Origin of the sequence: Vibrio sp. TRT 1302, from assembly GCF_050113875.1 — a bacterium.
Lineage (GTDB): Bacteria > Pseudomonadota > Gammaproteobacteria > Enterobacterales > Vibrionaceae > Vibrio.
Genome location: NZ_JBNJOF010000008.1, coordinates 83,479 through 104,930 on the forward strand (window position 1 = coordinate 83,479; position 21,452 = coordinate 104,930).

Genomic DNA, 21,452 nt, shown 5'->3' on the forward strand with positions numbered 1-21,452 from the left:
GCTTTGTCGCAAAGCTTATCGCTATTACTCCTGTTCACATTTGCAAGGCTCAATTGAGCCGAGGATTACCTTATGAATAAGTTAGTGGTTTTAGGTAGTGTTAACGCTGACCATGTTCTTCAAGTGCCTTCTTTTCCTCGCCCTGGCGAGACGCTTCATGGCCGCAATTACCAAGTTATTCCCGGTGGAAAAGGCGCAAACCAAGCGGTGGCTGCTGCACGTCTTAATGCGGATACCGGTTTTATTGCCTGTGTTGGGGATGATGCTTTCGGTATCAATATCCGAGAAAACTTTAAGATGGACCGCATCAATATCGCTGGTGTCAAAATGGAGCCAAACTGTCCAACTGGCATTGCGATGATTCAAGTCTCTGATAGTGGTGAAAACAGTATCTGTATTTCTGCTGAAGCGAATGCCAAACTGACCGCTGAAGCGATTGAATCCGATCTGGAGCGCATCCGTGGTGCAAGATACCTACTGATGCAACTTGAAACACCAATGTGCGGTATCGAAAAAGCAGCCAGTGTTGCGAAAAGCGCTGGAACTAACGTGATTTTAAACCCAGCGCCAGCGCGAGAATTGTCTGATCAACTGCTCGCTTGTGTTGATGTTATTACGCCGAATGAAACCGAAGCAGAGGTGTTAACGGGCATCACGGTGACTGACGACGAGAGTGCGCAAGAAGCCGCCAATGCGTTACACCGTAAGGGCATCGAAATTGTTTTAATTACCTTAGGTGCCAAAGGTGTGTGGTTGAGTGAGAATGGCCGAGGCGAGCTGATCTCGGGCTTTAAAGTCGCCGCAACGGATACGACTGCCGCAGGAGATACCTTTAATGGGGCATTGGTCACTGGTCTGTTGGAAGATTTACCTCTAAAATCAGCGATTAAGTTTGCTCATGCAGCGGCGGCTATCTCAGTAACTCGGTTTGGAGCGCAGACGTCAATCCCAACTAGAGAAGAAGTAGACACGTTCTTAGCCGAACACAGTGAATCGTAGTGATCGTTATTTGATGGAGAAAATGACATGGCGACAATGAAAGATATCGCAAGACTGGCCGGAGTTTCGACCTCGACGGTTAGCCATGTCATTAATAAATCACGCTATGTGAGCGAAGAGATCTCTCTGCGTGTGAACAGTGCGGCTCAACAACTTAACTACCGCCCGTCAGCTTTAGCAAGAAGTCTCAAAGTTAACAGGACGAAGACCATTGGGATGTTGGTGACGACCTCGACTAATCCCTTCTTTGGTGAAGTCGTGAAAGGTGTTGAGCGCAGTTGCTATCAGCAAGGCTACAATCTTATCTTGTGCAACACTGAAGGCGATCATGAGCGAATGCGAGAGTCGATCAATACTTTGTTGCAAAAGCGAGTCGACGGTTTGATCCTGATGTGTTCTTCACTTGAAGGAGAGCGCATCGAAGTGTTCGAACAGTACCCTGATATTCCCGTGGTTGTGATGGACTGGGGGCCAATGCTGTTTACCAGCGATAAGATTCAGGATAACTCCTTGCGCGGAGGATATCTGGCGGCAAAACATCTTATCGATTCAGGTCACACCGAGATTGGCTGTATTACTGGCCCCTTGGTCAAACATCAAGCCTTAATGCGTTATGAAGGCTATAAGCGAGCGCTGAATGAATCAGGCTTAGACTTTAACGCCAATTGGATCATTGAAGCGGACTTTGAATGTGAAGGCGGGTTTGAGGCATTCAACAAAATGCTTGCGAAAGGCAGATTACCGAGTGCGATTTTTGTCTGTAACGACATGATGGCAATGGGTGTGATCAACGCAGCCAACGCGAAAGGGATTCGTATCCCTGAAGATATTTCAATTATTGGCTACGATGATATTCATATTGCTAAGTTTATGAGCCCATCACTGACGACTATCCATCAGCCAAAATACCGCTTAGGAAAAGCGGCGGTGGAAGCGCTTCTTAATCGACTTGAAAAAGGCGCAACGGACGCACAAGTGGTTCAGCTGGAGCCGACTCTAGTTGAAAGGGCAACCGTACAAAACATAAAGTAACCCAGCAACACGCGACTCAACCGTTGACGGAAGTCTCTTGTTCAGACTCAGGTAGGTGTTGAGGTAAGCGCAATTCAAAATATACCCCCTGCGACAAATGAGACTCAAAGTACAACTCACCTTTGAGTTTCTGTCTGACCAGATTGAAGACTAGGTTAAGTCCTAACCCAGATCCTCCTTTACCGCGCGCAGTCGTGTAAAAAGGTTCGAAAATTTTGCTATGCAGTGAAGCATCGACGCCACAGCCGTTATCTCTGTAGCGCACGACGATCGATTCCTTTTGTTGTTCAAATTCGATACTTATCTCCGGATTGGGTTGTTCATCAAACGCATGATTGATGCTATTCATGATTAAGTTAGAGATAACCTGAGTCAAAACACCGGGTAAGCTGTTCATCATCACTGAGTGTTCTCCTTGCAATCTCGGAGCTACAGGGAGCTTGCTTGTTTCCGGATGCAAACTTGCGATTAGTGCATCTAACACCTGATAGACGTTGAATTCGCTTCGACTTTCGGACACTTGATCGACGGCGGTCTGTTTAAAGTCCCGAATAAGCTTGGCTGCACGGTTAAGGTTGTTTTCGAGCATGCCGCTGCTTTCGGTTAGTTGTTCCATTAAAAGGGTAAATTGTTCGTGAGTCAGAGTTTGATTTTCGAAAGACTGCGTCACCTCGTTCGCGATATCACGCACGACAGAGCATGCGGTCACCGCGATACCGAGCGGTGTGTTGACCTCATGGGCAACGCCAGCCACCAGTCCTCCTAAGGCTGCCAGTTTTTCTGATTCAACCAGTTGCTCTTGAGTCTGCTTGAGTTGTTCCATGCTTTGTTTGAGATCTAACGTACGAGAAGCAACGGTGTGTTCTAGGTTCTGATTCAGTTCCTCAAGCTCAATTTGAGTAAGTTTTAGCTCGGTAATATTGATGGTGGTACCACGAAAGCCGACGAACTTGTCATTCTCGAAGCGTGCTTTGGCTTGAAAGAGTAGATAGTAGGTAATGCAGTTCATAGTGATCGTCTCTTCACACATAGAAAAATCACCTTGCTGTGCCAACTTTTCATGAAGGTTTGTGCAATGAGCTAATGCGGAGACCTGCTTAATTAGCGGCTTAGTATCACTGGGAATATTCAGCGCAGACTGCATGCTCTCAGAGGCGTAAGTGAGATGACCAAGCTGATCGGTTTCCCATAGCCAGTCTGAAGAGACGTGAGCAAACTCTGCTAATCGTTCCTGCTCACGCTGAATATTGTCATACAGACGCGTAATGTTGGTGGTGATTTTGTTTGCGTCGTCGGCGAGCCAGTTTATCTCGTCATCCTTTTCTGATATCCAGCGATAATGAGGCAGTACCAGAGGCTCAGTCGGATGTCTCGGGTTGTAATTGCGCAGGTGTCTAGCGATGGAAAAGAGCCGCTGATTGACACTTTTATGGAACACCATCAGGACGATAAAGCAGACAAATAGTGTTTTTCCAGCGTTCAACAGCAATGAGTAAATCGCTTGCCATATCAGATAGTCGTAGATTTGCTGTGCGTCTGTTTGGATTTCGATTTTACCAATCCCTTCGACCAGAGTTGACGTTGGGTGATGATAGAGCAGGGTGTATCGCTTTGTGATCGGATTGTCGACGACCTCCGTGCCAGCCTGAAACTGATAATCGCCGCTAGTAATTCGTAGGTAATCGACTTTGGGCAAGTTGACCAAGCCATCGATCTCTTGCTGCAATGACACAAGATCAAATTCCCACAAGGAGGCCGCAATCAAGGGGGCATGGATATCGCGAATTTCTATCTGACGTTGCCTGACTGCGTCAAATTCTTTCTGGTAGTCCCAGGCGAGCTGCAATAGTGTGGTCAGCACAGTAATCGAACCACTGAGCAATATCATAATCAAAATGATGCGCCGACCAATACGGCTTGAGATAGGGCTGCTTTGACTGTCTTCGATATCTTTAGTGCGGCTCATATGTCTTCATTCAATAGTTTATCTGTTCAGTATAGACCTCGAGATTTGATTGTGATTAACGACATAAAGTGGAGGGTTGTGGAAGGGCAACTACACTTAACAAATACGGTAGGAGAGCCCAATGCGTTGGATAGTCATTTGCCTTATTTTTTCGTCACAAGCCTTAGCAACCAAAGTGCTACTTATTGAAAGTTATCACTCAGGTTACCCTTGGGACGCGAGTTACGTCGAAGGAATAAAGCAGACTTTGTTACCCTCTATTGAGTTCGAAACATTTCAGATGGACACTAAACGTCTGCCGATGGAACAATTTGAACGGAAATCAGAGCAGGCTTTTGCTGCCTATCAAGAGTTTAAACCTGATATCGTCATGCTGGGTGACGACAATGCACTTAGCTACATGCTCCCCAAACTGTACGATGAGCCAATTTCCATCGTCTTCCTTGGTATTAACTCCAACCCGAGATCACTATTGAAACAGTATCGAGGACAAGCCAATGTTACAGGCGTTTTGGAGCGTCCGCTGTTTGTGAAATCTCTCGGAGAGCTGAGGAATGTGTTCGCAACAAAGGATTTCAAGGTTCTGATATTGTTTGATTCTGGGGTGACATCGCACATTGCAAAGTCGTACATTGATAATCAATACACCATGATTCGACAAAACCTTGGGATAGATGTTGAGATAAAAGCGTTAGCGACTAGGCAGGCTTGGCAAGATCAGGTTGTCAGCGCGAAGCAGCAAGGCTTTACCGTAATCATCGTTGGTCTGTATCAAACACTGGTTGATGAGTACGGTGCGAATGTCGCTGCCGAGGAAGTGATCGAGTGGACGAGCCAACACTCACCATTACCAATTTTCGCATTTTGGGACTTTGCTGTTGGTGCTGGAAAAGCCGCTGGTGGCGTTGTGTTGTTTGGACACAGTCATGGTGTTGAAGCGGCGGAAATGGTCAATCAGCTTGCAGTACAAGGCGCATCAACCGTAATACCGATTGCGACCGGAAATCAAGGTAAGGCGATCTATTCGAAAAGTGAGCTGTCGCGTTGGGGGCTAAACATGCCAGCCCACTGGCAGCAGGTTGAGTAAAGGTTGTAGTCAAACTAGCAGATAGTAAGAAGTTTGAAGTCAGTCTGCTGATTAGATTTACAAAATATTGAATTGCAGTTAAAAAGTATCAAAGTATTAGTCATTGATGACGATAACTAATAATGATCAAATATTGAAAGTAGAATTATGAGCGGATCAAGTAGTACGATTTTAACGGAAAGCGGTACCAACGAGCTGGAAATCATCGAGTTCCATTTAGTCAAAGAGTTGCCGGACGGTAGAAAGAAAACCTGCTATTACGGGATTAATGTCGCTAAGGTTCGTGAAGTAATTCAAGTACCAGATACGACAGATTACCCAAATGCACAGCCTCATATGGTTGGGGTGTTCTCGTCAAGAGACATCTTAACACCACTGGTGGATTTGGCGGGTTGGCTTGGTGTTCCGACCTCAAATGACAACTCACGTAAATTCGTTATTGTTACTGACTTTAACAATATGACTAATGGTTTTCTAATCGATAGCATTAGCCGCATTCACCGAATCTCTTGGAATGATGTCGAGTCGCCTAGCCAGTTCTTGGAAGCGGGCGAACAAGATTGTGTGGTCGCTGTAGTTCGTAAAGATGGCAATCTCATCATGATATTGGATTTTGAGAAGATCATTGCTGACATCAACCCTGAACTGAGTATGGAAAAATACGACGTGACTTTGGATAAGAGCGTCGATCTCAACCAACGTATGGTGAAGAAGCGCAACGCCAAGACTCTGATGGTGGTCGACGATTCAGCGTTCATCCGCTCGATGATTCAAGATACATTGAGCTCTTCAGGTTACAACGTCATTGCGTGTAAAGATGGCGGTGAGGCACACGACAAATTAATGAATTTGATTGAAGTTGCCAAAGAAGAGAATCTACCAATCAGTGAATTGATCGACGGCGTAGTGACGGACGTGGAAATGCCACGAATGGATGGGATGCACTTGGTCAAGCGGTTACGAGATAGCGAAGCTTACGCTAATATCCCAATTGTGATGTTTTCGTCATTGATGAGCGAAGACAACCGAGCGAAAGCATTGGCATTAGGTGCAAATGACACGATTACTAAACCAGAAATTGGTCGCATGGTGTCGATGATGGATAAGTATGTTTTTCGCGACAAAGCTTAATGATTAACAAATAAAAAAGGATACGCAATGCGTATCCTTTTTTGTATTCAAAGCAGTGGATTAACCTTCGCTGCGAGTGGTGCTACGGCCGTGGCCACGTTCGCCACGGTAGTTACCACGGTGATCACCACCACGGTTACGGTCAAAGCGACGTTCACCTTCACGACGAGCACGACCACCTTCACGGTTGCCATCACGACCGCCTTCACGGTTACCACGGTAGCCACCTTCACGGTTGCCTTCGCGGCCGCCTTCGCGATTACCACGGTAGCCTCCTTCACGATTGCCACCTTCACGGTTACCACGGAAACCGCCGTCACGACGAGGTCCACCATCGCGACCGCCACGACGTGGCTCACGGAAATCGTTGAAGTCACAGACTACAGCGTCAACTTGCTTCTGACGGATACGTAGCTTACGTAGTTTGCCAGCAGTTTCAGAAGACATCGCTTTTGGTAGCTGAACGTAAGTTTCGCCTTGTGCTAGTTTGATTGCACCGATAGAGCCTTTAGTCAGACCCAGTTCGTTTGCAAGTGCACCAACGATATCTTTAACCTGAACGCCTTGCTCACGACCAACTTGAAGTTGGTAAGTATCCCAATCTTGAGTATTGAATGAGCGACCGCCTTCGCGTCCGCCGTCACGACCACCTTCACGGCGCTCTTTACGACGTTGCTTGTCACGCTCAATTGCTTCAGTCATTGGGTCTTCGCCAATGTAGAACAGTGGACGCTTACCTTGTTGACGCTTAAGCAGGATAGCGGCTAATGTCGCTGCGTCTAGTTCTAGAGATTCTTGAAGCTTTTCGACAAGCTCAGCAAATTTCTCTAGTGCTTTGTGTTCTTTTTCTGTTTCTAGTTCTGCGCCTAGTTTCGCTAGACGAGACTCTGCAACTTTGTCACGGTGAGGAAGTTGAATCTCTTCCATTGATGACTTAGTTACGCGTTCGATAGTACGCAGCATACGTAGCTGGTTAGTGCGAACTAGAAGGATAGCTTTACCTTTACGTCCAGCACGACCTGTACGGCCGATACGGTGGATGTATGATTCAACATCGAATGGGATGTCGTAGTTGAATACGTGAGTAATACGTGGAACGTCAAGACCACGTGCAACAACGTCAGTTGCAACTAGGATATCGATAACACCTTGTTTGATGTGATCAACAGTACGCTCACGTAGAGACTGAGGGATATCACCGTGTAGTGCCGATGCTTTGAAGCCACGTGCACATAACCAGTCTGCTAGGCGCTCTGTGTCTTGACGAGTACGTACGAATACGATTGACGCGTCAGTCTCTTCAGTTTCTAGAAGACGAGACATTGCTTCGTCTTTTTCTACGCCTTTAACAACCCAGAATTGTTGTTCTACTTTGTCTACCGTGTGGTTTTTACCAGCAACGTCAATCGTTTCTGGATCACGAAGGAAACGTTCAACAATGCTTTTCAGCATTGGAGGCATAGTCGCTGAGAACAGTACGCGTTGCGCTGATTCTGGAGCGTGCTCCATGATCTCTGTTACATCATCAACAAAGCCCATGTTTAACATTTCGTCTGCTTCATCAAGTACGAATGTATGAACTTCGTCTAGATGTAGACGATCACGGTTGATAAGGTCTTGAACACGACCAGGAGTACCGACTACGATTTGCGCACCGTTCTTAAGTGCACGCATTTGATCAACGATAGATGCACCACCGTAGATCTCGAGCACTTTAAGGCCATCGATGTTTTTACCTAGGTTCTTAATTTCAGCCGCTACCTGAATCGCAAGTTCACGAGTTGGTGCAAGAACGATAGCCTGAGGCTTACGTTGTGCTAGGTCTAGCTTGTTAAGAAGAGGTAGAGAGAAAGCCGCAGTTTTACCAGTACCAGTCTGAGCTTTACCTAGTGCGTCTTTACCTGCCAATAGGTGCGGGATAGCCGCAGCCTGAATTGGAGTTGGTGAAACGAAACCCATACCTTCAAGAGCTGAAAGGATTGAGTCGTTAAGCGCTAGGTCGCTGAACTGAATTACGGAATCTGTCATTGGGATCCTACTATATATATGTCAACAAAAGGTCCCACGAGCTCTACCAATTCCAATACCAATCCAGTTGAGAGCTGATTCCATTCAGATGCGGAAAAGTCGTAAATCGCATCAAGCCACTAGGGACGTAAATAAGGGGGCGGATTATTCCCTAAAAGCATAAAAAAAGCTAGAAAAAATTGAATTTCATCACAATTTATCCCTGAATTAAGCCATCTAGTTTATATCTTGCTCATCTCGATACACCAATAGCATGAAATATAACCATTTTTCGGCATAGGGTAACTGATTGAATTAATGACGAAAGGACAAGTTGTCATGTTTATGCGCTAGCTAGGCCATAGACGCAGTGATATAGTGGGCGGAATTTTTTTGGTTAGATACTTACTCGGTAAAACAAGATAGATGTTCCAAGATAACCCTCTACTGGCTCAACTCAAGCAGCAAATTCAAGAAACGCTTCCTAAGAAAGAAGGCACGATTAAGGCAACTGAGAAAGGCTTCGGCTTCTTAGAAGTCGATAGTAAAACGAGCTTCTTTATTCCACCACCATACATGAAGAAATGTATGCATGGTGACAAAGTCAAAGCCATCATCCGTACAGAGAAAGAGCGTGAAGTAGCGGAACCTGAGGAGCTGATTGAGCAAGGTCTAACTCGTTTTATTGGTCGCGTGAAACTGATCAAAGGCAACCTAAATGTCACCCCTGATCATCCGCAGCTTAAAAAACTGGCTTTAAAAGCGAAGACACGCAAAGGTATTAAAAGCGATGATCTAAAAGAGGGCGACTGGGTTGTCGGTCATTTAACTCGCCATCCGCTAAAAGGTGACAATGGTTTCTTTGTCGAGATTAGCGATAAAATCACCGATGCGGACGATAAGATCGCACCTTGGTGGGTAACACTGGCTCAGAATGACTTACCGAATAGTGAACCTGCTGGTATTGAACAGTGGGAAATTAAAGATGATGCCGATCTAGAACGTATCGATATGACTCACATTCCGTTTGTCACAATTGATGGCGCTTCTACTAAAGATATGGACGATGCTCTCTATGCAAAGCGAACTCAATCCGGTGATTTTGAACTCACTATCGCTATTGCGGATCCAACGGCGTATATCTCAGCAGACAGTGAAATGGATAAGGTGGCGCGCGAGCGTGGTTTTACTATCTATTTACCTGGGCGCAATATCCCAATGTTACCGAGAGATCTGGCTGATGAATTATGTTCACTAATGCAAGATGAAGTTCGCCCAGCACTTTGCTGTACAGTGACCGTCGGACAAGATGGTGTGATTGCGGATGATATCCAGTTCTTTGCCGCCAATATCAAGTCTCACGCACGCCTCGTGTACGATCATGTGTCGGATTGGTTAGAGTCTGGTTCATCCAGTGAGTGGCAACCAAGCGAAGATACAGCACAAGTCGTTCGTGACCTATACGACTTCTCATTGGCTCGTGCAGAGTGGCGTGAACAGAATGCAGTGGTGTTCCCTGATCGTCCAGACTATCGATTTGAACTCAGTGAAGACAACGATGTGGTCGCGATTCATGCCGATATGCGCCGCAGTGCGAACCGTTTGGTTGAAGAAGCGATGATTACCGCCAATATTTGCGCAGGACGTACACTGAAGCAGGCGTTTAATTCAGGTGTGTTTAACACTCACTCTGGCTTTAAAACTGAGAAAATTCAGGATGTTATTTCGTTCGTCAATCCAGAAGGCGATTTGCCGTTCACTGTAGAGTCTGTGGCAACGTTGGAAGGCTTTGCTGAGTTACGTCGTTGGTTAAGCCAACAAGAGACGAGTTACTTGGACAACCGCATTCGCAAATTCCAAAGTTACAGTGAAATGGGCAATCAGCCGTTACCGCACTATGCGATGGGTTTAGACATTTATGCGACTTGGACCTCACCAATTCGTAAGTATGGTGACATGATCAACCATCGTATGTTGAAAGCGCATATTTTAGGCAAAGAGCCTGAGCAAGTCGCAGATGAAACCGTTGGTGAAGAGTTGGCGATTCATAGAAAGCACCACAAGATCGCCGAGCGTAACGTTGGTGACTGGCTATATGCGCGTACGTTGGCGGAAGAGCCAGCGAAGGAAACCAAATTCCAAGGTGAAATCTTTGATATCAACCGTGCAGGCATGCGTATTCGTTTGCTAGAGAATGGTGCCGCTGCCTTTATCCCTTGTTCTCTCATCTTAGCCAATAAAGAGCGTCTGGATTGCAACGGTGATATGGGCACAGTGTCTATCGACAAAGAGCTAACATACCGTTTGGGTGATGTACTTGAAGTGGTGTTAACGGAAGTTAATCAGGATACGCGCAGTTTAGTTGCCAAACCGACTCAAGTATTTGCTGACTTAGAGTGTGCAGCCGAGCCCGCTTCTGAGACAGAATCGTAATCGTTCCTACCTTCGAAAAAATGCCAGTCGTCTGACTGGCATTTCAAATAACTGTTGCGCGCATTTTTTTGTTCTCGAAAAAGGTTAATCACCAGTAATTGCTTCTCGCTTACTGACTTCAATTAACTCAATAACGCTTGATACGCCATATTTGTCTAAGATTCTTCGCTTATATGTACTCACTGTTTTGGGACTCAATCCCAAAATATGCGACACATCGTTGTTCGATTTTCCTTGTAATAAGTAGTTCAATACCATCACTTCCCGATTGGATAGTTTTGGCGTCTTAGATGATATATCTCTCTGATTTGACTTAAAAAAGTTATAACCACTCAGTACCGTTTCCAAGGCGTTAATAATAACGTCCTGACTCTCCGATTTATCTATGTAGCCATTTGCTCCCAACTCGTAAGCGACTTTAGAGCAGTAATCTTGGCCATTACAGGAGAAAAACACGGTTTTTCCACTGTATCCGTGAGATTTTGCTCGTCGGAAAAACTGAAATCCATCGGCACTATCTAAGTTGACGTCCAAGATTAATAGATCAAACTCATGTGAAGAGATAATGCTGATAGCCTGTTTGTAATTGCTAGTACAGATAATATTATCAACTGATTTAATTCGGGATAAGATAATTTTAAGTGACTCACACACGATAGGGTGGTCATCATATATAAGGACGGTGTGTTTTTCCATTCCATTACTTCTAAACATAGTATTACTTCTTTTTCGTTTTCTGCTACTGTTACGTGAGTTTAATAAAATATTAAATACATGATTGATATAGGTAATTAAGTAATCCCTTTATCCTTATTTAGATATGACTCATGTATGTAAATTCTTACTTAACTCATCATATTAATGCATATCATATTCTATAATACCTTCATAGAACATAACCTGATTTATAGGGGTGACATTTCTAGTTTTGCATTAAATACGATATTTCCTACACGGAGAGGATAAGAAATGGAGGATTGTGGTTTTTAGAGTAAAAGGCTAATAAATGTCAAATTAGCTTACAATGAAAATGCTTTAGTTGACTTAACTAAATATCATTCTATTTAATTTTAGGGTGTTTGATTCGGAGTAGCCTTGTTTATTGGTCAATGGAATGCGCCCGTTATCAATCACTCCAGAACATCTGTTTGGGATCTTTATCTATTTCTCGTATCAGGGCGGTCAAGTCGGTACTGTGAGGCAGAAATGGGTAAGGTATCCAGGTGTCTATTTGAGTTTCATGGGGGATGAACAACTGCCAACGTTGTGTATTGGCGCACCAGGATAGTTTCGCAATATAATCCATGTAATCGCAGTGGGCTGAATCGAGTAAGAAATGCTGTTTTATAAAGATGACACCGTTATCGGTGACCTCGTAACGGGCTTTACCTAACTCGGCTGGTGTGTTTTGGTTTCTCACTTTACAGATCGACTCTGCACGACTTTCAACCTGACGTTGTAGCAAACTTACTAATCCCATTGCACTCTCACTTCAGTAATGTGCTGTATTCTAATCAGAGCAGAATACCTTATGCATACAGATACTATTTACATCAGAACTATTTATCTGCCCAGTTTTTCACAAAATTGTCATCTTATGGAAATATTATGAGGTCGGCTAACTCGAGTCTATCAACTATCAGGAGAAAAATATGATTCGCATTGCGCTGGCTGCACTTTTATCTACATCATTGGTTTCAGCGCCAATATTTGCGAAAGAAGTAAACGTATCAGGTTCAACTTCTGTTGCACGTATCATGGATGTCTTAGCGGAAAAATTCAACGCCACTCACCCTGAAAGCTTTATAGCGGTTCAAGGGGTAGGCTCAAGTGCGGGAATCACGCTTGTAAGTAAGGGTGTTGCAAACATAGGAATGAGCTCGCGTTACCTGACTGAGAGTGAACAAACTGAATCCTTGACGGTGATGCCAATCGCTTACGATGGGCTCGCCGTTGTCGTGAATAAGTCGAATATGGTTGACAATGTGACACGAGATCAGTTGTTTGATATCTACAAGGGCAAGATTACTAACTGGAAGCAGATCGGTGGTAGTGACCAAAAAATTGCTGTGGTAACGCGAGAAGCGTCTTCTGGTTCGCGTTATAGCTTTGAAAGCTTAATGGGCTTAACTAAGACGATTAATGGTCGAATGGTCTCAGATATCAATCCAGATAACTTAGTCGTTAACAGCAACAGTATGGTGAAAACGATCGTTAACCATAACAAGCAGGCGATTGGATTTATTTCAACGGGTTCGGTAGATAGTTCGATTAAAGCAATTCAGTTTGAGGGCGTCGATCCTAATACCAATAACATTGCGTCTGGAAAGTATGAGTTGTCCCGCCCGTTCTTAGTGCTTTACGATGAAAGTCGTCTGAGCGAAAGCGCTCAAGAGTTTGTACACTACTTGGCGGAAGATGAAGCGAAAAATCTTATTGATGAGTACGGCTATACCTCCATCAGAGCCAAAAAACAGAATTAATAGCGATTTTCCACCTTACCAGAGGCATTGCGTCAGCTGTTGATTACTCTAACAGTATGAGGTAATGCCTCTTTCCTTTTCTCGCATAACATTTCCCTCCTTTTGATACTTTTCAACCTGATATAACCGTCAAGAGTGATTGAATTGCGGTTGAACTGCTCGCATTTTCGTGACTGAGACTTTTACTGTTTATCGCCCCTTCGGTTTATGAGTGGTTATCGAAGGATGATCATATTTTTCCTACATGCATTGAGCACTCTATCTGATATTAAGTTGCTAAAGTTTGATTGATACTATTGTCACTCAAGCTAAGAACATATTTTATGTTCCTTGTGATTATGTCTTGATTTATTTAAGGCAAGTCGTTTGGCATTTTTAAATTAGATTGAATTATTGTCCGATGAATATTTAACAATGGTTATAATTAGACAGTTTCTAACTTTAAAAATGATTGAATGGTAATAATAAAAACAAACTCATAAATGATTTTTGAATGGAGTGTAAATATATGAAAGGCAACTTTTTAAAGTTTGGTCTTAAACCTTTATTTGTCGCAGTACCTGCAATTATGTTTGCAAATGGCGCGTTAGCTAATTCTGGCGATCTTACCATCATTGGTAGTGTCAGTGCGCAGACGTGTGATATTTCAGTAACGAGTGCGTCAGGCGGTCCAGTGCTTTCACTAGATTTGGGTACAGTTGCTGCGAGTGGCTTTGGTTCTGAAGTTGTGTTCCACCTAAAACCTGATACCAGCAATACGGCATGTGACACGACAAACATGAACGCTGATGTTACTTGGTCTGGCTCTGATCTAGGTCCTAACGGTATTGAAAATGGCTCGGGTACAGCAACAGGAACACGCGCATTACTCAAAGCGAAGCCTTTTGGTGCTCTTGATCAATTCATCACATCTGCAAACCCGACTTACACGTTCCTTGGCCCACAAATGCAAGGCGACGGCTCTCTACAATTTGCTGCTCAGTTATCTGCTGGTTCTACTGCGGGTACATACAGCTCAACAGTATCGTACACAGTATCATACAACTAATTTAATTTGGGGCAGATATAGCTTTGAATATCTGCCCCTTTTTTATAAGCGCTATTATGAAGAAGTATGAATATGTTAAAAGTGATTTACTCTCTTCTGCTTGTTTTCTCATTTTCATTATTGGCCAATACAAACGATAAACTTAGCGAAGAATTTGATACTCGATTTTTGACCAATAACCCTGAATATGCTGACTTTTTTAATAATCAGAGTGATATTTTTTTAGGTAGCTACACAGTAGAGCTATATGTCAATCAAAAATATCGTCAAGGTCTAAATTTAGTTATTGAACCGTTTGAATATGAACTGAATGAACTTTGCCTCTCGCAAACACTATTTCCAGATGTGGACTTTAGCTACTACGAAGAATTTAAAGATATTAATAATGGCTGCTATTTTATTGGTCGCGAGCAATACACCACGGTAGATTTTTCTATCGATACTCTTACTTTAGATATTTCAATACCTCAGTTTTACCTTAAATCAGATCTCAGTGAGTCTAGTAGCGAATGGGAAGATGGTGAGCTTGCAATCCGCGCTGACTACTTAGCCAATATTTCCAAGGGCAACAACAATCGTGACCCTTACTATTTCGCAAATCTCAACATGAAGATCAATAGCTTGGGGTGGTATGGTCAAATTGACGGTTACGCCTCACAAGACCGTATCGATGTAAGCAGCTTTAAAGCCTCAACGGGTCTCGAACAGTTCGGGACGGAACTGACAGTAGGTCAGACCTGGACGGGCAGTGACATCTATCAAAACTTTGGTTTTATCGGTGGTCAATTGTCGACGGACTTCAGCATGAAGCCCAATAGCTATAAAGAATATTCACCGATTGTCAGTGGTGTGAGTGAAGAAAACTCGACGTTAACTGTCTCTCAATCAGGTGTTGTTATTTATCAAACTCGATTAACGCCGGGGCCTTATCGCTTGGAAGATCTGCGTCCAGTGAGTAATGGTGATCTGATCATTGAGATTAAAGGTGACTCAGGAAAATTAACTGTCGAGACGATACCTACCTCGGTGTTGCCACAAATGCTGAGAGCGGGAGTGTTCGAATATGGCTTTAGTGCTGGATTTATCAACTCATCGGTTGAGGAAATCCATGAGGATATAGGCCAAGACAATTTTTTTGTTAGCTACAATTTCTCAACTGGTCTTGAGTCTAGTACGTTACTAGGCAGTTCATTGCTATCGGATGGATACCTTTTTGTTGGTGCTAAGTACATGATGCCATTAAACTATTTTGGGACATTAGGTTTGACGGTTTCTCGCTCGCAAGCAAAAAGTATCCAAGATGATTGGACTACCGGATACTCCTTTCGTGCAGAGTATGCTCGAAATATCAATACAAAGACGGACTTTAACTTACTTAGCTATCGGTACCAGAACGAAGAGTACGTCGAATTTTCAGACTACAAGTCTAAAACAGGCAAGTTATTTAAATCAAAAGAACGGTATGAAGCTCGCCTAAGTTCACGGTTTGAAAATGGATCGATTTCATCATCAATGTGGAAAGAGTCCAGTTGGCAAGGAAAGGAAAGTGTTGGCATTAATTTAACAGGCTCTATCAATATACTAGGTAATACACTCAGTTTGTCCTCGAATTATCGAGATAATGGGTTGTCTGACATCAGTTTATCTTTGAGCGTACCTTTAGATTATAACTACAGCAATGTGGCGAGATTCTCGACTTCATATTCGGCTGAAAGTGACGAGTTGTTTTCGTCTGCTTCGTCGCAATTAAAGATTGATGAAAAGATCTCTGTAAATGCGGGAATAGACCGTTCAGTCAATGGTGCCAGTGTATCTGTTAACGGCAATGTCGCGACCAAGACAGCAAACTATTCGCTTGGCATCAACGGTGATGATAAGGGCAATGTATTTTTAGCATCTTCGGTCTCTGGGTCTACGTTATACACCAATGATTCAGGATTAATACTTTCAACCTTGAAATCGAATACGGTCGGCATTGTTGGTGTTGATGGATTACAAGGCGTTAAGGTCAATGGAAGCGAGACCAACTCTGATGGATTTGCGGTTGTACCGCTGTCACCTTATCGCGAGAACTTGGTCAATATTAATAGTTTTGGGGTTTCCAGTGATATTGAACTTGCTAGCTCTTCTCTAGTCTACAAGCCTTCAAAAAATTCGGTGCTATATCGCAAAGTAAGCTATTCAAGAATGAATAAATACAACTTACTAATAAGCAATGCCGAAATGTTTGAGAACGCAAGAAATTTAGATGTCGTCAATGACAAAAATGAAAGTGTTGGTTATCTGTACCAAGGGATGATCATTGCATCGATGGAAAGTAGTTCTGATTATTTGGTTATTTCAGCCAATGGTGAAGATCAATGCCGAGTTTATTTGAACGATGTGATCGCTAATGCCGACACGATATATAGGAAGGAGTGCCAGTAATGAAGTTAGTGGTTATGTTGATGTTACTTGTCTTAACGCAGAGTGCTCAGGCCGCGTTTGTTATTAACTCAACACGTTATATATATAATCAGGATGACAACTCAATACCTGTAGAGGTATCTAACAAGTCAGACAGACGCTATGGAGGGCAAATTTCCGTCTATCAAGATGGCGCTGCCAAAGGCGAGATTGATACGGATTCTGCGGTGGTATTACCTTCTCCACCGGTGTTTAAAATCAATCCAAACGCTAAGCAAAGAGTTAATCTGAGAATGATTAACAAAGGCACTTTACCTCAAGATAGAGAGACTCTTTTTTGGCTCAATATCTTAGAAATACCGCTGGCAGACGGAGGGTCTTCAACTGCTGGAAACTCTATCTCGCTGGCGATGAGTGTGAAGTTAAAGCTATTGTACCGACCAAGCTCAATAGCAAAAGCAAGACGTGATGCGGAATCTAAAGTTACCTATAAGAGAGAAAATGGTCTGCTTGTTCTCACCAATAATACCCCGTTTTACTTTGCCGTTTCGAAAATTATGTTAGATGGCAATGAGATCAATAATATTAGCGCCGAAGCTCGTGGTGATTTGCAAAAGTTTGTGCCATTTTCGAGTGTAAATATTGCTCTAGGAAAAGCGAAGAAGTTCTCCGAGGTACAAATAAAGGCAATCGATGACTGGGGCGCGACGAATACATTTGTACTGGCGACTAATTAATAAGACGGTTTGAAAACAAGTTATGACATTAAAATGTATATTAAGAGCGCTTTTCCTGCTCGTAGTGTATGTCTTATCAATAAATTACGTGTATGCGGTGTGTGTTGATAGGATTCCAGGCCAAGCATTCCTATCTCCAAGTATTGAAGCCACATTTTCGGCAGAAGATTTCAACGCTCATCCTATGGGAGAGCCTCTAGCCACGAACACACTGAGCTCAACAGCGCCAATACAAGGAGTCCTCAATTCGTATAGGCTGGCGTGTGATTCCAACCAAAGTCGATCTTTTCAATTATGGTCGCGCGCCCAGATGCCAAACCGGCAACTTTTCCCAGATGATAGTTTTCGGCTGGCTGATGGAGACTGGTATGGCTTTGAGCTTAACGAATACATTGCGGTTGGGTTGGTAGGACAGATCGCTCGATACGGAAGCAATCAGTTGAGCAATTGTTTGATCAATACATCTAACTCAGTGCCCTGTTCAGGCATCGTTGGATCTCGAGGAATACACCCAGTAGGTGTCACTGTTCAACTGTATAAGATCAAAAATATGCCCGCGGGGAGTAAAGGATTTACCCTGGAGGACCCGTCTTTTAGTTTTTTGTATGGGATTAGACCGTATCCAGATGTTGAGCCTTTGGCACTTGTGACCGGGTATTTCAATCTCAATTTTTCCGTTTCAGGTGATATCTCAACGCCAGAACTCATCATAGATAATCCAGTGGTGAGATTTGCTGGTGTCGCTGGAGATGAAGTTATTCAAGATGTTTCGGTATCCGTTAGAAACAGCAACACTCAAAAGCTGTTTCCCCAGGAATACACGGTTAGTTTATTGACGCCGAATAGGAGTAATGAAAGAACGGGACTAGTGGGTGGAACGCAGTTTGCTTTGATGGTGAATAGAAACGAACTTAGGGTAGATGGTGATACTTCTGAGCGCTGGTGGCCAGAATTAGAGCCCAATGCGACTTCCTCTATTCCACTCAGATTTAGGTTCAATATCGCAGGACCGCCGGGACAGCATAGTTCAATACTGACATTAGAAACGGAGATTCCGTAGAGAACAAGCCTATAGATATAAAATAAGCCCCTATGAGTAGGGGCTTTCTATGAGGGGGGCTTTAATGAGCAGACTTATTAGTCGAGCTCCACTCCAGATTCTTTATACAATCGACGACATGCTTTGCCGTCACTATGGAACAAGTGGCAACGGTGAGCTGGAATGCCTACCGATAACTTATCACCTGGTTCAACCGCTAGCGTATCCGGTTGACGGAAGATCATGTCTGCATCTGCGGCATCGATATGTAGATAAGCTTGTGTCTCGTTACCTAGTTTTTCGACGATATTGACTTCACCTTCAATGACTGCGTCACCTTGATTTGACGGCAGTAAATGTTCAGGACGGATACCCAGTGACATGCGTTCACCGCGCGTCACTGTAGTGCCATCGACTGGGATCCAGAAAGTCGTCCCGTTTGCCAACTGAACCATAACGCGATCTTTCTCAACGGCTTCGATAAAGACACTCATAAAGTTCATCTTAGGAGATCCTATGAAGCCAGCAACAAAGCGGTTTTGTGGGTAGTGGTAAAGCTCTAAAGGTTTGCCTACTTGAGAAACAAAGCCAGCATCCAATACCACGATTTTGTCAGCCATGGTCATCGCTTCTACTTGGTCATGCGTTACATAGATCATGGTGCAACCCAGTTTGCGCTGTAGCTTTGTGATCTCTGAACGCATCTGTACGCGAAGCGCAGCATCTAGGTTAGACAGAGGTTCATCTAGTAGGAATACATCGGGTTGCGAAACGAGAGTTCGCCCGATTGCAACACGTTGACGCTGACCACCAGAAAGCGCTTTTGGTTGACGTTCTAGAAGATGGCTTAGCTGGAGGATTTCCGCTGCGTGTTCAACGCGTTTATCTATTTCGCTTTTATCCGCTTTGGCAAGTTTGAGACCAAAAGACATGTTGTCGTAAAGGTTTAGGTGAGGATAAAGTGCGTACGACTGGAACACCATGCCGACACCACGCTTTGATGGCTCAACGTCGTTCATTCGTTCATCGCCAATATATAGGTCGCCAGAAGTGATGTCCTCTAAACCAGCGATACAGCGTAGCAGTGTAGATTTACCACAGCCTGATGGACCAACAAATACGACAAACTCACCTTCTTGAATGTCTAGATCGACATTCTTTGAAATCAGTAAGTCACCGTAAGCTTTACATACATTTTTTAACGTGACACTCGCCATCTAGCTCGTCCTCGATCAATTTTATATTTTACTGCCTATCATTATATGAATTATGGACACGGCAATAATAGTAGGAATTGGGTAAGAAAATGGATTTTTTATACAGGTAAGAAAATATGGGTGAAGGAGTTCCTCGCGACACCCATCAAGCCAAAGTCAAGTTTGCTTCCCCCGTGTAACACAAGCGTCTCCCCCGGCTGAATCAGTTACCTGAATACCTATGTCACTTGTGTACTCTTAGCAAACCCTCGCGGCGTTGCAACCAGTGACATGATTCATGTCTTACTGGAAAGGGTTCTTACCATCCACTCTTGGATGACTGCAGTTTGCGGAAAAATGGGGTCAGCGACATCCTCCTATACGCAATAATTGTAGGGGGAGTAGGAGGGGATGAGGTTATGAAGGGATGAGAATGCACAAAGAGATCGAGTTCAAATTATTGCTTCCATTTATATTGAGTTCGATCACGTTCGAGAGTTGATTTGTGACTTAGGTCGCTAACCGGTATCGATGGAGATCACGAAAATAGTCCATAATAGCGAGGGCGTAGGGAGTAGGAGGATGAGCCTTTGATTCGTTTGGCTGAAAATAACTGCTGAAATACGGTGAAGCCTCTGGTTGAGCCCTACAACACAAATATAAAAAGGATATGAACATGAAAAATGCCCTAAGCACAGTAGCACTAGGAACTCTTGTTGCTCTTGGCTCATTTGGCGCAAATGCTGCTATCGAAGAAGGTCAACTAACGATCTGGATCAATGGTGACAAAGGCTACAATGGACTTGCTGAAGTAGGTAAACAGTTTGAAGAAGAGACTGGTATCAAGGTAACAGTTGCTCACCCTGACGCGCTTCAAGACAAGTTCCCACAAACTGCGGCAACTGGTGACGGTCCTGATATTGTGTTCTGGGCACACGACCGTTTTGGTGGCTACGCAGAAGCGGGTCTACTGGCTGAAGTGAATCCGTCAAAACAACTTAAAGAAGGTATCGTAGATTTTGCTTGGGATGCAGTTAAGTACAACGGCAAGCTAATTGGCTACCCAGTTGCGGTAGAATCTCTATCTCTTATCTACAACAAAGATCTTGTACCAAATCCACCTAAGAGCTGGGAAGAAGTTGCGGCTCTAGACGCTAAGCTAAAAGCTGATGGCAAATCCGCAATCATGTGGAACCTGAAAGAACCGTACTTCACATGGCCTCTAATGGCTGCTGATGGCGGTTACGCATTCAAATATGGCGCAGCTGGCTACGATGTGAAAGATGCGGGTATCGCGAAAGATGGCGTTAAAGACGCTATGAACTTTGTGAAAGGCCTTGTCGACAAAGGCGTAATTTCTTCAGACATGGATTACTCTGTATCTGAGTCAGCGTTCAACCAAGGTAAAACAGCAATGACAATCAATGGCCCATGGGCTTGGGGTAACATTGAAAAGTCTGGCATTAACTACGGTGTAACGACGCTACCTAAGTTCAACGGCCAATCTTCAAAACCTTTTGTTGGCGTACTGACTGCTGGTATCAGCACGGCTTCACCAAACAAAGATCTAGCGGTTGAATTCATTGAGAACTACCTACTAACCAACGATGGTCTACGTAAAGTAAACAACGACAAACCACTTGGTGCGGTTGCTCTAAACTCATTCCAACGTGAACTTGATGCTGACAAGCGTATTGCAGCAACAATGGACAACGCAATGAATGGCGAAATCATGCCTAACATCCCACAAATGGGCGCATTCTGGGGTGCTGCTAAAAATGCAATCATTAACGTTGTTGACGGTCGCCAAACTGTAGATGCAGCACTTGCTGACGCAGAAAAACAAATGACCAAATAATTCAGTAATACCCTTTTGAGGAGAGGGTAA

16 protein-coding genes are annotated in these 21,452 nt (G+C 43.9%); 11 read left to right on the top strand and 5 right to left on the bottom strand.

Features of this window, described 5'->3' with window-relative positions; translation table 11 throughout:
• Positions 1 to 72: 72 nt before the first annotated feature.
• Both rbsK and ACQEXP_RS12025 read left to right on the top strand, forming a co-directional pair.
• Positions 73 to 999, top strand: a complete 927-nt coding sequence (rbsK, locus tag ACQEXP_RS12020) for a ribokinase (protein WP_426970090.1) — start codon at positions 73 to 75, stop codon at positions 997 to 999.
• A 27-nt stretch (positions 1,000 to 1,026) separates the two neighbouring features.
• Complete coding sequence (locus ACQEXP_RS12025) at positions 1,027 to 2,031, top strand: substrate-binding domain-containing protein (RefSeq protein ID WP_269375700.1); 1,005 nt, start codon at positions 1,027 to 1,029, stop codon at positions 2,029 to 2,031.
• A 16-nt stretch (positions 2,032 to 2,047) separates the two neighbouring features.
• Here the strand turns inward: ACQEXP_RS12025 and ACQEXP_RS12030 are convergent, their stop codons facing one another.
• Positions 2,048 to 3,997 (bottom strand): ATP-binding protein, encoded by a 1,950-nt coding sequence (locus ACQEXP_RS12030; RefSeq protein WP_426970092.1) that lies wholly within the window; start codon positions 3,995 to 3,997, stop codon positions 2,048 to 2,050.
• 121 nt (positions 3,998 to 4,118) lie between these two features.
• Between ACQEXP_RS12030 and ACQEXP_RS12035 the strand changes: the two genes are divergently transcribed.
• Both ACQEXP_RS12035 and ACQEXP_RS12040 read left to right on the top strand, forming a co-directional pair.
• On the top strand, positions 4,119 to 5,084 hold the full coding sequence (locus ACQEXP_RS12035) for an ABC transporter substrate-binding protein (protein ID WP_426970093.1): 966 nt from the start codon (positions 4,119 to 4,121) through the stop codon (positions 5,082 to 5,084).
• Positions 5,085 to 5,231: 147 nt separating this feature from the next.
• The gene (locus tag ACQEXP_RS12040; protein ID WP_426970095.1) at positions 5,232 to 6,215 is read left to right on the top strand and encodes a chemotaxis protein; all 984 of its coding nucleotides are present in this window, start codon (positions 5,232 to 5,234) and stop codon (positions 6,213 to 6,215) included.
• A gap of 60 nt (positions 6,216 to 6,275) precedes the next feature.
• Here ACQEXP_RS12040 and ACQEXP_RS12045 read toward each other — a convergent pair whose 3' ends face one another.
• On the bottom strand, positions 6,276 to 8,243 hold the full coding sequence (locus tag ACQEXP_RS12045; RefSeq protein ID WP_426970097.1) for a DEAD/DEAH box helicase: 1,968 nt from the start codon (positions 8,241 to 8,243) through the stop codon (positions 6,276 to 6,278).
• A 405-nt stretch (positions 8,244 to 8,648) separates the two neighbouring features.
• Between ACQEXP_RS12045 and rnb the strand changes: the two genes are divergently transcribed.
• Positions 8,649 to 10,655 (top strand): exoribonuclease II, encoded by a 2,007-nt coding sequence (rnb, locus tag ACQEXP_RS12050; RefSeq protein ID WP_426970099.1) that lies wholly within the window; start codon positions 8,649 to 8,651, stop codon positions 10,653 to 10,655.
• A gap of 84 nt (positions 10,656 to 10,739) precedes the next feature.
• On the opposite strand, the gene ACQEXP_RS12055 is transcribed toward rnb, so the two are convergent.
• Together ACQEXP_RS12055 and ACQEXP_RS12060 are read right to left on the bottom strand one after the other, a co-directional pair.
• Complete coding sequence (locus ACQEXP_RS12055) at positions 10,740 to 11,369, bottom strand: response regulator (protein WP_426970101.1); 630 nt, start codon at positions 11,367 to 11,369, stop codon at positions 10,740 to 10,742.
• Between the two features lie 412 nt (positions 11,370 to 11,781).
• Complete coding sequence (locus ACQEXP_RS12060; RefSeq protein ID WP_426970103.1) at positions 11,782 to 12,135, bottom strand: DUF3024 domain-containing protein; 354 nt, start codon at positions 12,133 to 12,135, stop codon at positions 11,782 to 11,784.
• Positions 12,136 to 12,307: 172 nt separating this feature from the next.
• Between ACQEXP_RS12060 and ACQEXP_RS12065 the strand changes: the two genes are divergently transcribed.
• The 5 genes from ACQEXP_RS12065 (at position 12,308) to ACQEXP_RS12085 (ending at position 18,389) form a co-directional block, all read left to right on the top strand.
• Positions 12,308 to 13,138, top strand: coding sequence for a phosphate ABC transporter substrate-binding protein (locus ACQEXP_RS12065; protein ID WP_426970105.1), 831 nt, complete (start codon positions 12,308 to 12,310; stop codon positions 13,136 to 13,138).
• Positions 13,139 to 13,646: 508 nt separating this feature from the next.
• The gene (locus ACQEXP_RS12070) at positions 13,647 to 14,186 is read left to right on the top strand and encodes a hypothetical protein (RefSeq protein WP_426970107.1); all 540 of its coding nucleotides are present in this window, start codon (positions 13,647 to 13,649) and stop codon (positions 14,184 to 14,186) included.
• Between the two features lie 66 nt (positions 14,187 to 14,252).
• Positions 14,253 to 16,613: a fimbria/pilus outer membrane usher protein gene (locus tag ACQEXP_RS12075; protein ID WP_426970109.1), complete on the top strand. Its 2,361-nt coding sequence runs from the start codon at positions 14,253 to 14,255 to the stop codon at positions 16,611 to 16,613.
• The gene (locus ACQEXP_RS12080; protein WP_426970111.1) at positions 16,613 to 17,329 is read left to right on the top strand and encodes a fimbria/pilus periplasmic chaperone; all 717 of its coding nucleotides are present in this window, start codon (positions 16,613 to 16,615) and stop codon (positions 17,327 to 17,329) included. The genes ACQEXP_RS12075 and ACQEXP_RS12080 overlap by 1 nt, the downstream gene beginning before the upstream one ends.
• A gap of 310 nt (positions 17,330 to 17,639) precedes the next feature.
• Positions 17,640 to 18,389, top strand: a complete 750-nt coding sequence (locus ACQEXP_RS12085) for a hypothetical protein (RefSeq protein WP_426970113.1) — start codon at positions 17,640 to 17,642, stop codon at positions 18,387 to 18,389.
• Between the two features lie 77 nt (positions 18,390 to 18,466).
• Here ACQEXP_RS12085 and malK read toward each other — a convergent pair whose 3' ends face one another.
• Complete coding sequence (malK, locus tag ACQEXP_RS12090) at positions 18,467 to 19,585, bottom strand: maltose/maltodextrin ABC transporter ATP-binding protein MalK (protein ID WP_426970115.1); 1,119 nt, start codon at positions 19,583 to 19,585, stop codon at positions 18,467 to 18,469.
• Positions 19,586 to 20,240: 655 nt separating this feature from the next.
• Between malK and malE the strand changes: the two genes are divergently transcribed.
• A complete protein-coding gene (gene malE / locus ACQEXP_RS12095) occupies positions 20,241 to 21,422 on the top strand; it encodes a maltose/maltodextrin ABC transporter substrate-binding protein MalE (RefSeq protein ID WP_269375686.1) in 1,182 nt (393 codons plus the stop codon).
• Positions 21,423 to 21,452: the final 30 nt, after the last annotated feature.